This is a genomic window from Arthrobacter sp. LAPM80, assembly GCF_046736435.1.
Classification (GTDB): domain Bacteria; phylum Actinomycetota; class Actinomycetes; order Actinomycetales; family Micrococcaceae; genus Specibacter.
In genome coordinates this window covers 1-13,005 of record NZ_JBCHVD010000028.1, presented here as the reverse complement: position 1 = coordinate 13,005, position 13,005 = coordinate 1, and the positions used below count along the sequence as shown (strand labels likewise).

Annotated in this window: 10 protein-coding genes and 1 pseudogene; 3 read left to right on the top strand and 8 right to left on the bottom strand. The window is 62.4% G+C overall.

Going from position 1 to position 13,005, the window contains the following annotated elements:
* Nucleotides 1–23: 23 nt before the first annotated feature.
* Nucleotides 24–1,448, top strand: a complete 1,425-nt coding sequence (gene glnA / locus AAGW05_RS17605; RefSeq protein WP_411805859.1) for a type I glutamate--ammonia ligase — start codon at nt 24–26, stop codon at nt 1,446–1,448.
* A gap of 127 nt (nt 1,449–1,575) precedes the next feature.
* Here glnA and AAGW05_RS17600 read toward each other — a convergent pair whose 3' ends face one another.
* From AAGW05_RS17600 to AAGW05_RS17575, 6 genes and pseudogenes are all read right to left on the bottom strand, one after another.
* Nucleotides 1,576–1,716 (bottom strand): hypothetical protein, encoded by a 141-nt coding sequence (locus tag AAGW05_RS17600; RefSeq protein WP_411805858.1) that lies wholly within the window; start codon nt 1,714–1,716, stop codon nt 1,576–1,578.
* A gap of 124 nt (nt 1,717–1,840) precedes the next feature.
* Entirely contained in the window at nt 1,841–2,101 is a 261-nt protein-coding gene (locus AAGW05_RS17595; RefSeq protein WP_411805876.1) for a GlsB/YeaQ/YmgE family stress response membrane protein, read from the bottom strand.
* 173 nt (nt 2,102–2,274) lie between these two features.
* A pseudogene (locus tag AAGW05_RS17590) lies at nt 2,275–2,355 on the bottom strand (AsnC family protein); the annotation flags it as partial.
* A 104-nt stretch (nt 2,356–2,459) separates the two neighbouring features.
* Nucleotides 2,460–3,365 carry a glutaminase gene (locus AAGW05_RS17585; protein WP_411805875.1) on the bottom strand — a complete coding sequence of 302 codons (906 nt, stop codon included), beginning with the start codon at nt 3,363–3,365 and terminating at the stop codon, nt 2,460–2,462.
* Nucleotides 3,366–3,473: 108 nt separating this feature from the next.
* Nucleotides 3,474–4,208: an amino acid ABC transporter ATP-binding protein gene (locus tag AAGW05_RS17580; RefSeq protein WP_411805857.1), complete on the bottom strand. Its 735-nt coding sequence runs from the start codon at nt 4,206–4,208 to the stop codon at nt 3,474–3,476.
* Entirely contained in the window at nt 4,205–5,623 is a 1,419-nt protein-coding gene (locus AAGW05_RS17575) for an amino acid ABC transporter substrate-binding protein/permease (RefSeq protein WP_411805856.1), read from the bottom strand. The genes AAGW05_RS17580 and AAGW05_RS17575 overlap by 4 nt, the downstream gene beginning before the upstream one ends.
* A gap of 298 nt (nt 5,624–5,921) precedes the next feature.
* On the opposite strand from AAGW05_RS17575, the gene AAGW05_RS17570 reads away from it, so the two are divergent.
* Complete coding sequence (locus tag AAGW05_RS17570) at nt 5,922–7,412, top strand: arylsulfatase (RefSeq protein ID WP_411805855.1); 1,491 nt, start codon at nt 5,922–5,924, stop codon at nt 7,410–7,412.
* On the opposite strand, the gene AAGW05_RS17565 is transcribed toward AAGW05_RS17570, so the two are convergent.
* Together AAGW05_RS17565 and AAGW05_RS17560 are read right to left on the bottom strand one after the other, a co-directional pair.
* Entirely contained in the window at nt 7,409–10,459 is a 3,051-nt protein-coding gene (locus tag AAGW05_RS17565; RefSeq protein WP_411805854.1) for a bifunctional [glutamine synthetase] adenylyltransferase/[glutamine synthetase]-adenylyl-L-tyrosine phosphorylase, read from the bottom strand. The genes AAGW05_RS17570 and AAGW05_RS17565 overlap by 4 nt on opposite strands.
* 8 nt (nt 10,460–10,467) lie before the next feature.
* Nucleotides 10,468–11,814 carry a glutamine synthetase family protein gene (locus AAGW05_RS17560; protein ID WP_411805853.1) on the bottom strand — a complete coding sequence of 449 codons (1,347 nt, stop codon included), beginning with the start codon at nt 11,812–11,814 and terminating at the stop codon, nt 10,468–10,470.
* Between the two features lie 156 nt (nt 11,815–11,970).
* On the opposite strand from AAGW05_RS17560, the gene panB reads away from it, so the two are divergent.
* A complete protein-coding gene (panB, locus tag AAGW05_RS17555) occupies nt 11,971–12,900 on the top strand; it encodes a 3-methyl-2-oxobutanoate hydroxymethyltransferase (RefSeq protein ID WP_411805852.1) in 930 nt (309 codons plus the stop codon).
* Nucleotides 12,901–13,005 lie beyond the last annotated feature (105 nt).

The window sequence follows — 13,005 nt, the reverse complement described above, 5'->3', positions numbered from 1 at the left end:
CCCCAGCGCCACAAGGAGCGTAGATGTTCAAGAACGCGGAAGAAGTCCTCCAGTTCATCAAGGACGAAGATGTAAAGTTCGTCGATATCCGATTCACGGACCTGCCAGGGGTCCAGCAGCACTTCAACGTGCCCGCCAAGACCGTTGACCTTGACTTCTTTGTCAACGGCCAGCTGTTCGATGGTTCATCCATCCGCGGCTTCCAGGGCATTGCCGAATCGGACATGCAGCTGATCCCGGATCCCAAGACCGCTTTTGTCGACACGTTCCGCAAGGAAAAGACCCTTGCACTGAACTTCTCGATTGTGAACCCGCGCACCGGCGACCCGTACCACCGCGACCCGCGTGGCGTTGCCGAAAAGGCCGAGGCCTACCTGGCTTCCACCGGCATTGCCGACACCGCCTTCTTTGGCGCTGAAGCAGAATTCTTCGTCTTCGATAACATTCAGTACGAGTCTTCACCGCAGGGATCGTTCTACAAGATAGACTCCGAAGAGGCTTACTGGAACACCGGCCGCAAGGAAGAGGGCGGCAACCTCGGTTACAAGACCCCCATCAAGGGCGGCTACTTCCCCGTAGCCCCGATCGACCACCAGGCCGACCTGCGCGACGCCATGTGCATCGAGCTGGACGCTGCGGGCCTCGAGGTTGAGCGCTCACACCACGAGGTTGGCGCGGCTGGCCAGGCCGAAATCAACTACAAGTTCAACACCCTGGTTCACTCCGCTGATGATCTGCAGAAGTTCAAGTACGTCATCAAGAACACCGCCTGGGCCTGGGGCAAGTCTGTAACATTCATGCCCAAGCCCGTCTTCGGTGACAACGGTTCAGGCATGCACTGCCACCAGTCGCTGTGGAGCAACGGCGAGCCCTTGTTCTATGACGAGAAGGGCTACGCCGGCCTGTCCGACATGGCCCGCTGGTACATTGGCGGCCTGCTCAAGCACGCCGACGCCGTACTGGCCTTCACCAACCCCACGGTGAACTCCTACCGCCGCCTGGTCAAGGGCTTCGAAGCCCCGGTTAACATGGTGTACTCGCAGGGCAACCGCTCGGCCGGCATCCGCATCCCGATCACGGGTTCCAACCCGAAGGCCAAGCGCCTCGAGTTCCGCGCACCGGACCCCTCTTCCAACCCGTACCTGGCCTTCTCGGCCCAGCTGATGGCCGGCCTTGACGGCATCAAGAACCGGATCGAACCCCCGGCTCCCATCGACAAGGACCTGTACGAGCTGCCCCCGGAGGAAGCCAAGGACATCCCCAAGGCACCCGAGTCCCTCGAGGCAGCCCTGATTGCCCTCGAGAACGACAACGAGTTCCTGCAGGCCGGCGGCGTCTTCACCCAGGACCTGATCGACACCTGGATCGACTACAAGCGCGAATACGAGATCAAGCCGCTCTCACTGCGCCCGAACCCCTACGAGTTCGAGCTCTACTACGGCTGCTAGCGAGAACATGCGGCTAAACGGGGTTTAGTCCGCAAGAGAAAAACCTTGAGGCACAAAGATGGGCCGGAACATTGCGTTCCGGCCCATCTTTTATATTTCCTCTGGTGCTCATGAGCCCAACTTGTCACTATCGGTGTCCCGAGTAGTATTGGCGGACGCGTGCCGCAGCGGCGCGGAAGTGCGCGCCCGGCACGAGATGCCCGTAGGTCATTGTCGTCGTGAGGATCGATTCATGCCCGAGCCTGTTCGCCGGCTCGGATAAATTCATTTCGCCCGCGATGGTATTGGCAGACTCCACTGCTTCGGACCATGCATACAGCCCCTGCCCCAGGGCACATGAAAGGGGAGGTCCCGACCCGTTCGCGTCTCGGAACCTCCCCCATGTGCAGCTTTTAGACCTTCTTGCGCGTCAACAGTCCCCAAAGAACCAGGACGATCAACGAACCAACAATCGCGAGCAACCAGGTGGAAAGTGACCAGAACGAGTTGATACCAACACCGAAAATGGCACTTCCAATCCAGCCTCCCAGGATCGCACCGACAACACCAAGCAGCAACGTAGCGAGCCAGCCGCCACCCTGCTCCCCGGGCTTAATTGCTTTCGCAATAGCACCGGCAATCAGGCCCAAAATGATCCAACCAATGAAACCCATGTCTTTTCTCCATTCGGATGAAGGTATTAGTTCCAGCATCAAACCGCGATGCACCCCACAACCCTACTGACCGGTAAGGCGAATATCAAACCGGGAACCCCCAAACCACTAGGACACCGTGTGATCCTCGTCCGTGATCGAACCACGATCGTATGAGGGCGCAGACCACCCTTTTAGCGTTTCCCGTATTTCTTGTGCACTGCCTGCTTGGTGACGCCAAGGCACAAGGCGATGGCTTCCCAGGACAGGCCGGCGGAGCCGTCCAACAGTGGTTTCATTATCAAATACCTCCAACGTCAACATTAGTTGACTCCATGATCAGGCCAACGTAAGTTGACCACGGAGAAATAGGAAGACCTTAGAAGATTGACCAGCCCGTCCGTGCGGTGAATTCGTCGAGCGCCGCGATACCGGCCACGGAGTTGCCGTTGGGACCCAACGCGGGACCCCAGACGGTGATGGAGCAGCGGCCGGGAACGATCGCCACGATGCCCCCGCCCACGCCGCTCTTTCCGGGCAGGCCCACGCGGTACGCGAACTCCCCAGCGGCATCGTACGTCCCGCACGTGAGCATGACGGCGTTGACCCGTTTGCTCTGGTTCGGCGTCAGGAACGGGGTACCCGCCGCCGCGACCCCCTGCCGGGCCAGGAACAGCGATGCTTTGGCCAGGTCTTCGCAGCTCATTTCCAGCGCGCACTGGTTGAAGTAGTTCGCAAGGACATCCTCCACCGGGTTTTCCAGATTGCCGTAGCTGGCGAGCAGGTGCGCCATGGAGGCGTTGCGGTGGCCGTGGTCGGCCTCCGAGGCGGCTACCACGGCGTCCATGTCAATGGTGGGGTTTCCCGACTCCAGGCGCAGCAGGCCACGGACCGATCGGGCCGCGTCACCCGTCAGCGTCAGCAGCCTGTCGGTCACCACCAGGGCTCCGGCATTAATGAAGGGGTTGCGGGGAATTCCGTGGTCGGCCTCGAGCTGGACCATGGAGTTGAACGGAGTTCCGGACGGTTCACGGAAAACGCGCTTCCAAATCGAGTCGTAGTCGTATGACATCACAAGTGACAGCGAGAACACCTTTGAGATGCTCTGGATGGAGAAGGGTATGCGCCAGTCCCCCGCACCATGGATAGTGCCGTCGGCCATGGCAACACACATGCCGAAATTCTCAGGCGATACCCCGCCCAGGCTCGGAATGTACGAGGCGACCTCGCCGTTGCGGCACAGCGGCGCAACACGCTCCACAATCCCCTCAAGGATCCCCTGCATGTCCTCCACGTGCGCTCCCCGCTGTTGTGCCGCCGTCGTATGTTTTACCCGCCACCAAAAATGGGGCGGCCGACAAAAGGCCGGCCACCCCAAATTACCGCAGAAACGCTAGAGAACCTTCGCCAGGAACTCCTGCAGGCGCGGCTGCTGTGCGCTGGTGAAGATGGCGTCGGGCTTGCCTTCCTCACAGATCACACCGGCATCCATGAAGATGACACGGTCGGCGACCTCGCGGGCGAAGCCCATCTCGTGGGTGACAACCACCATGGTCATGCCCTCGGCGGCCAGGTCGCGGATGACCTGGAGCACCTCGCCCACCATTTCGGGGTCAAGGGCGCTGGTGGCCTCGTCGAAGAGCATGATGCCGGGGTTCATGGCCAGCGCACGGGCAATCGCCACGCGCTGCTTCTGGCCGCCCGAGAGCGACGCCGGACGCGCGTCGGCCTTCTCGGCCAGGCCCACGCGCTTGAGCAGGCCCATGGCCTTGTCCCTGGCCGCAGCCTTGTCTAGCATCTTCAGCTCCACGGGCGCCATCATGATGTTCTGAATGACGGACATGTGCGGGAAGAGGTTGAAGTGCTGGAAGACCATGCCAATGTTCTGGCGCACCACGTTCAGGTCGACCTTGGGATCCGTCAAGTCAAAACCGTTGACTGTTACGGTGCCACCGGTGATGTTCTCAAGCTTGTTCAGGCAGCGCAGGAACGTCGACTTGCCCGAGCCCGAGGGCCCGATGACACAGACAACTTCGCCCTCGGCAATGTCAACGTCGATGCCCTTGAGCACCTCGTTTGAGCCGAAGGACTTTTTCAGCCCCCGGACACTGATTTTCGCGTTCGTCATTTGTTGAACTTCCTGTCCAGGACGTTGGAAAGCTGGGTCAAGAGCGTGATCACAATGAAGTACAGCGCGGCGACGATCAGCAAGGTTTCACCCGTGCGGAAGTTGGCTGCGTAAATCTGCTGTCCCTGGTAGGTCAGTTCCGCGAAGCCAATGACGGCCAGCAAGGAGGTGTCCTTCAACGTAATGACGAACTGGTTGATGAACGACGGCGTCATGATCTTCACAGCTTGCGGCACCACTACACGGCGCATGGAGGTGACGTAGCCAAGGCCAAGGCTGCGGCTTGCTTCGAGCTGGCCGGGATCGACGGACTGGATGCCGCCTCGGACGATCTCCGTCATGTAGGCTCCTGCGTTCAGGCTCAAAGTGAGCACGCCGGCCGTCAGGACATCGATGGGCTGGCCCGTCATCTGGGGCAGGCCGAAGTAGAAGAAAAACGCCTGGACCAGCAGCGGCGTGCCGCGGAAGATGGCGACGTAGGTGGTGGCGACCCCGCGCAGGATCCTGCTTTCGGAGACCTTGAAGAAGCCGAAGAGAATACCCAAAACGAGTGCGACAGCCAGGGAGAGGACGGTGGCGACCATTGTCAGCCACAGGCCCTTCATGAGGGCCGGGAAGCTGTCCTTGACGAGCTGGAAGAAACCGCCCTGCTGGGTCGCCTCGGCCTTGGCCAGGTACGTGTCGAGAATCTTGTTGTACTCGCCGTTGGCCTTCAGGTTGGCCAGGCCGGTGTCGAAGGCCTTTAGCAGGTCCTGATTCTGCCCCTTGTTGACGGCGAAGCCGTAGGAACTGCCTTGCTCCTTGTCGGTGACAATCTTCAGCCCGTTGTTCTGGCCGACGCCGTAGGCAAGGACGGGGTAGTCATCGAACACGGCCACGGAGTTGCCGGCCTTGACGTCGTCGTACATGGTGGCGGAATCCGCCAGCGCCTTGACCTTGAAGCCGTACTGGTCCTTGATGGAGTTGGCGAACGTTTCACCCTCACTGCCGCGCTTGGCCGTGACGGTCTTGCCCTCCAAGTCCGCGTAAGTCTTGATGTCCTCGTTGTTCTTGGCAACGGCCATCTGCACGCCGGAGTCAAAGTACGGGTCGGAGAAGTCAAAGATCTTCTTGCGCTCATCGGTGATGGACATGCCGGCAATGACGCCCGAAACCTGGTTTGACTGCAGCGCCTGCAAGGCGGCGTCAAAGCCCAGCGACTTGATGTCGACCTCGAATCCCTGGTCCTTGGCAATCGCATGGAGCAGGTCCATGTCGATGCCGACCAGGTTGCCATTGCCGTCACGGAACTCAAACGGGGCAAAGGTGGTGTCGGTGGCGATCGCGAACGTCTTGCCCTTGACGTCACTCTGGGCAACAGTCGATACGGACGTCGGGGCCGTCAGTGCTGACGCCCCGCCAATCCCAAAGAACATGATGGCAACAGTAAAGAAGGCGGCGAGGGCGGCAAATCTGCCACCTCTACGCCGCCGAATGGGCGGAACCCTCAGCATAAAATTTCCCTTACAACGGAAGCTTCGTCCCTCCTGGGCCGAATGAAGTACCCTACGACGGTACAGGCTTTGCCCCCTACATGCGAGACGAAAGTCATTTTGCCTATCACCATGGCCACTGTTGGCGCCACCGTTGCCCATAAAATGAGACGCAGGTCTCTAGTACTGTAGATGTGTCCCCGGTTACCCCACCGCCCCGGCCCCCGCCCGAAAGCAGCGCATGAACAAGCCCAATGTGATCCTCATTTGCGTCGACGAATGGCGAGGCGACACCCTCGGCGCCGAGGGGCACCCCCATGTCCTGACACCGCATCTGGATGAGCTTGCCGGCAAGGGTGCCCGCTTCCGCCACGCATATTCGGCAACTCCCACCTGCGTTCCCGCCCGGGTGGCCTTGTTTACCGGCCAGTCCCAGGAGCGCCATGGCCGGGTTGGGTATGAGGAAGGTGTGGCGTTCGACGACGTTCATCCCGTCACGCTCCAGGGTGAGTTTCGCAGAGCCGGCTACCAGACGCAGGCCATTGGCAAATTGCATGTTTATCCTGAGCGAAGCCGGGTGGGCTTTGACGAGGTTATTTTGCACGACGGCTTCCTGCACTTCGCCCGCAAGGAACACCGCCGGGATTTCAAGTTCTTCGATGACTACGTTCCGTGGCTGCGCCGTCAGCCAGGCGTCACGGCCGACGAGGAATACTTTGACCACGGTGCGGGCTGCAATTCCACCGTGGCACGGCCCTGGGACAAAGCGGAAAGGCTGCACCCCACTTCCTGGACCGGCTCCCAAGCCGTGGAGTGGCTGTATCGGCGCGACCCCACAAGCCCATTTTTCCTCTACCTTTCCTTCCATCGCCCGCACCCGCCGTACGATCCCCCGGCTTGGGCAATGGAGATGTACCTTGACCTGCCGGCCTTCAAGCGCAGGCTTGGGGATTGGGAGCATCACTACGAATCAGTGCGCACCAACGGCCTCCACCAGTTGTCCTTTGGCACCCTCCCCGAAGCGGTGACGCATCGGGCCCGCGCCGGCTACTACGGGCTCATGACCCAGATCGACATGCAGCTCATGCGGGTGTTTGAGGCATTGAATGAATTCGGCCTGGCCGATGACACCATCATCGCCTTCACCGCCGACCATGGGGAAATGCTCGGCGATCATGACTTCTATCGCAAGGCTGTCGGCTACGAAGGCTCCGCCCGGGTTCCATTCATTGTCACCCCGGCACCCAGCGACAAACTCGCGCGGCGCGGCACGGTGGTGGATGAAGTGGTGGAGCTACGCGATATCATGCCGACACTGCTGGACTTGGCGGGCGTCCCCGTTCCGGATTCCTGCGACGGGCGGTCACTGGCCAGGTTTGTGCGCCAGCTGCCCGAGTCTGGGTCCGGGGAACTGGAGCCCTGGCGGGAATGGCTCCACGGAGAACACGTCTACTTTGAGCAGTCGCTGCAATGGGTCACGAACGGCCACATCAAATACTTGTGGGCTTCGGGGTGGGGAACCGAGGAACTCTTCGATCTCGATGCCGACCCGGAGGAGATGCACAACCTGGCCCCCCTGCCCGAACACGCCGACTTGCTGGCCTTGTGGAAGGGCCGGCTGATCGCGGACCTCACCGGCCGCGAGGAGGGCTTCGTGCACGACGGCGCATTGGTCACCGGGGTGCCGGTTGTCACCATGCTCTCCCATGCCAGGGCCCTGATCAGGTCTTAGCCGTAGAACAACCGCTCGAAGACCGCCCGGGCACGCCGAGTAAGAGACAAATAGTCCTCTTCAAGAGCAGCGGCTTTGCCCTGTTCGTAGCCACAGAGCCTAGCCACGGCTTCAAGGTCACGCCGCGCCGAAGGGAGCAGGTCTGAGTTCTTTCCCGTCCACATGACGTTGGCGTTGCGGATCTTTCCCGCAAGGCGCCATGCCGATTCCAGGGTCTCGGCATCGTCGTCGTCAACCAGACCAAGGGCATTTGCAGCATGCAGGGCAGGGATCGTGCGGGTGGTGCGGAGCGCGGGTGTGTCGTGGGCCCGTTGAAGCTGCCACATCTGGACAAGCCACTCAACATCGCTGAGCCCGCCGCGCCCCAGCTTCACATGCCGGGCAGGATCAGCGCCGCGCGGGAGCCGTTCGGCTTCCATCCGCGCCTTGATGCGCTTGATTTCCCGGAAGTCTCCCTCCGACAGAGCCTTTGGATACCGGATGGGATCCACCATGTCCACAAAGTCCCTTGCCAAGGCGTCGGAACCTGCCATGGGCATGGCCCGGAGCAGGGCCTGGGCCTCCCACGCCGACGACCATCGCGCGTAGTATTCCCTATAAGCATCCAAGGACCGGACCAACGGCCCGTTGCGCCCCTCGGGGCGGAGCCCGGCGTCGACAACGAGCACCCGTTCGGCCTGGATGGCGGGCTTCACGGGGGCCGTGAGGAGGGCCGTGAGTTTCTGCACGATCGCCTTGGCCTGCTGTGTTGCCTCGTCGTTGCGCCCCTCGGCCAGCCCGTCAACCGGCCTGTGCACGAACAGGACGTCGGCGTCTGAGCCGTAGCCAATTTCCTGGCCGCCCTGGCGGCCCATCGCCACCACAAGCACCCGCGTCAACGGCTCGGCGCCGGCATAGATTTCAGTTTCCGCAACCATGAGTGCGCCAAGGACCGCCGCTCGGTCGGTGTCGCTCAGCGCCTTGGCGACCTCGTCCTGCCCCAGCAGCCCGGAGCTGTCGGCAATGCCGATGCGCAGGATTTCCCGCTGGCGGATCAGGCGGATGAGCCGGATGGCTTCCGTGGAGACAGCGTGGCGTGAAAGCGTCGCCTTGATCTCGGACCACTGTGTTTCAAAGCTTTGCGGCACCAGCTCCTTGGCATTGCCCAGCCACGCAGTTGCCTCCGGGGAGACCTCCAACTGGTCGCTGACGAGGCGCGAGCTTGACAGGAGGCGGCACAACCGCTCGGCTGCAGCCTGGTGGTCGCGCAGCATGCCTAGGTACCAGTGAGAGGTCCCCAGCGCGTCACTCACACGGCGAAAGGCGAGCAATCCGGCGTCGGGATCAACGCCGTCGGCCAACCAGCCAAGCAGCACAGGCAGCAGCTGGCGCTGGAGGGCGGCCCGGCGGCTGACCCCCGCAATCAACGCCTCGATGTGGCGCGTGGCTCCGGCCGTGTCCCGATAGCCCAGGGCGGCCAGCCGGGCCCGCGCGGCATCGGTTGTCAGTGCGGCGTCGGCGGCACTGAGATGGGCGGCAGTGGCCAGGATGGGACGGTAGAAGATCCGCTCGTGCAGGGAGCTCACCGAACGCTTGACCTTGGCCCAGTCGGCCAACAGGGAATCGGCGCTGGGCCGCTTCATGCTCAGCGGCCCCTCCAGCGAGCATGCCAAGGCCCTCAACTGCTCCGGCGCCGTGGGCATGGTGTGGGTCCGGCGCATCTGCACCAACTGGATCCTGTGCTCCAGCACGCGCAGGTACGTGTAGTGGTTAAGGAGCAGGGACGCGTCGGTGCGGCCAATGTAGCCGGCTTTGGTCAGCGCATCGATGGCGGCAGTCGTGGCGCGAATGCGTATGCTCGGGTCGGTTTTGCCGTGGACAAGCTGCAGCAGCTGGACGGTGAATTCAACATCGCGCAGCCCGCCCTTGCCCAGCTTGATCTGCCGGTCCGAGTCCGCATCGGGAATGTTTGCCATGACCCGCCGACGCATGGCCTGCACCGACTCGACAAAGCCGTCCCGCTCGGACGACGCCCAAATCAGCGGTTCAACCGCCTGCTCAAACGCCACACCCAGCGCCCTGTCGCCGGCGATCGCCCGCGCCTTCAGCAACGCCTGAAACTCCCAACTTTGGGCCCAGCGGTTGTAATACACCAGGTAGGACTCCATGGTGCGCACTAGCGATCCGTCCTTGCCCTCGGGGCGCAGGTTGGGGTCAACCTCCCACAGGCCGGGCTCTCGTTCCGTGGCATAAATGGTGCGTGAGAGCGCCGCGGCCAGGGCATTGCCGATCTGCACCACCTCACTCTCGTCAAGGTCGCTTGCACCATCCACAGGTTCCGCGACGTACATGACGTCCACGTCGGAGATGTAGTTCAGCTCCCGCGCCCCGCACTTGCCCATGCCGATCACGGCCAGGCGCACGGAGGCAACCTTGTCGGCTCCCATTGATGCCCCAACTTCGGCCCGGGCAACGGCAAGTGCCCCCTCGAGGGCGGCCGCGGCAAGATCGGCAAGTTCGGCGCCGACCATCGGCAGGACGGCCTGCGGCGAGGCGGCACCGAGGTCCCGCACCGCCAGCTCGCACAGGTGCCTGCGGTACATGGTCCGCAGTGCCAGCCTCGCCTCGGTTCCCACCAGTGCCGCCGTCGGCATCTCCGACGCCGGGTCCGCACCAACCGAGCGCAGCAGCGACGTGCGCAGGGCCGCACCGTCGGCGGGCATCGGCTCGGGAGAGGCAATGGCATCGACCACGTCCAGGTGCTCCGGGTGGCGCCTGAGGAAATCCGCCAGCGCCTCCGACGCGCCCAGGAGCCTGAACAGAGTTTCATTTGCAACCTGCCGGCCGGTTTCGCGATCGCTGACCGTCAGTTTGTCATAAGTTTCAGGGACGGCACTGAGCAGCCTGACCAGTGACTGCAGGGCCATGTCCGGGTTGTCTGCAACAGAGAGGGCATCCAGCAGTCGGGTCTGGTCGAGGGCGGCCAACTCGGAAAAACCCAGAAACCTCTCGCTTGTTTCCAGGTCTGAGAAGCCACGGGAGATAAGGGTGCGGGTTAGCGAGCTCATGGGAGTTTTTAGAGCACTCCCAGGTAGCGATTGATCTCGTAGGGGGTGACCTGAAGCCTGTATTCCTGCCATTCCTCGCGCTTGTTGCGCAGGAAGTTCTCAAACACCTGCTCGCCAAGGATCTCGGGCATGAGCTCGGATTCCTCCATCTGGCGCACCGCGTCGTGCAGGCTCGCCGGAAGGGGATCGTGCCCCATCAGGCGGCGTTCGGAGTTGGTCAGGGCGCTGATGTCCTCGACGGCTGCGGGCCCGAGTTCGTAGCCCTCCTCGATGCCCTTCAGGCCGGCACCGAGCAGCACGGCGTACGCCAGGTACGGGTTCGCCGCCGAGTCAATGCCGCGGTACTCCAGGCGTGCGGCTTGGCCCTTGCCCGGCTTGTACAGCGGCACGCGCATCAAGGCCGAGCGGTTGTTGTGGCCCCACGACACGTAGCTGGGGGCCTCTCCCCCGCCCCACAGGCGCTTGTAGGAATTCACGAACTGGTTCGTGACGGCCGTGAACTCCGGCGCGTGCCTGAGGATTCCTGCCATGAACTGGCGGGCCGTCTTGGACAGCTGGTATTCGGCACCCGGCTCGTGGAAGGCGTTGCTGTCGCCTTCGAACAGTGAGAAGTGCGTATGCATGCCCGAACCCGGGTGGTCCGAAAACGGCTTTGGCATGAATGTGGCGTAGGTGCCCTGCTGGATGGCGACCTCGCGAATCACCGTACGAAACGTCATGATGTTGTCTGCGGTTTGGAGCGCATCGGCGTACCGCAGGTCAATCTCATTCTGGCCGGGCCCGCCCTCATGGTGGCTGAATTCGACTGAGATTCCAACATCTTCAAGCATGGTGACAGCAGTGCGCCTGAAGTCCTGCGCCACGCCCCCGGGTACGTGGTCAAAGTATCCGGCCTGGTCCACAGGGACGGGGATGCCATCCGGGCCCGGCCTATCGGACTTCAGCAGGTAGAACTCAATCTCGGGGTGCGTGTAGCAGGTGAAGCCCATGTCGGCGGCCTTCGCCAGGGTCCGCTTCAGGACGTTGCGCGGATCGGCTGCGGAAGGTTCGCCGTCGGGCGTCAATACATCACAGAACATGCGGGAGGTCTGTTCGGACTTGCCATTGCCGCGCCACGGCAGGATCTGGAAGGTGGAGGGATCCGGCTGGGCCAGCATGTCGGATTCGAAAACCCTGGCCAGGCCCTCAATGGCCGAACCGTCGAAGCCGAGACCCTCTTCAAAGGAGCCCTCAACCTCGGCCGGGGCAAGCGCCACGGATTTCAGGCTGCCCACAACGTCGGTGAACCACAGGCGCACAAACCGCACGTCGCGCTCTTCAATGGTGCGCAACACAAATTCCTGCTGACGGTTCATGTACGTGCCTCTTCCTTGTGACGCCCCTATCCTGACGCCCACTGTGCAGGCTTCAGACGGGTTTGTGGGCAGGTGTGTTCCCTGCAGTAATTACTCTACTAAGTACTGGGTCACCGTTTGCCCAATTCAGCCGCCGACTCGTAATAAGCTGGTGGCATGGCACCCACTAGCACCCCAGAGTCCCCTGTGTCCGATTCCGCAGAGCAGGCATCCCCCTACGGCCAAGGCGCCGCTGCAACAGCACGGGCCACCGTTGCCGCCGAGTCGTCCCTGAGGGGCATCCCAGCCACTTTGCACAAGGTTCGTACGCACCATTTGCAGGCGGCCAAGCGGGCCGGCGAGAAATTCGCCATGCTCACCGCCTACGACCAGTACACGGCGCAGATCTTCGACGAGGCAGGCATCGAGGTCTTGCTGGTGGGCGATTCCGCGTCCAACAACGTCCTGGGCAACGAGACCTCCCTGCCGATCACGCTCGATGAAATGATCATTTTCTGCCGCGCGGTGACGGCTGGCTCCAAGCGCGCCCTTGTTGTAGCCGACCTTCCTTTCGGCAGCTACGAGCAGTCCCCCGAGCAGGCCATTGCGTCGTCGGTGCGGCTGTTGAAGGAGGGCCTGGTCCATGCCGTCAAGATGGAGGGCGGCGCCTACTATGCCTCCACCGTGCGCGCGCTGACCCAGGCCGGCATCCCCGTCATGGCCCACATCGGCTTCACCCCCCAAAGCGAGCACATGCTCGGCGGTTACAGGGTGCAGGGCCGCGGCGAAATGGCCCAGATGATGGTGGACGACGCCGTGGCGCTGGCCGACGCCGGAGCGTTCTGTGTGCTGATGGAAATGGTCCCCGCCGAAACGGCAGTGGCCGTGGATGCCGCAGTTTCCGTGCCGACGATCGGTATCGGCGCCGGCAATGGCACCACAGGCCAGGTGCTGGTGTGGCAGGACATGGCCGGGCTGAGGACTGGCAAGATGGCCAAGTTTGTCAAGCAGTACGCTCAGATGCGCACAGTGCTGGCCGACGCCGCCAAGGAGTTCGGCGACGAAGTCCGCCAAGGCGTCTTCCCCGGCCCGGAACACACCTTCTAGTCACCGGTCTCTCCAACCTTTTCCCGAACGCCCTGCGTCGGCGGATTTCCTTCCCCCGGCACGGGGCGTTTTACGTGCCCAAGAGCTGTCATTGAGCACCGCCAG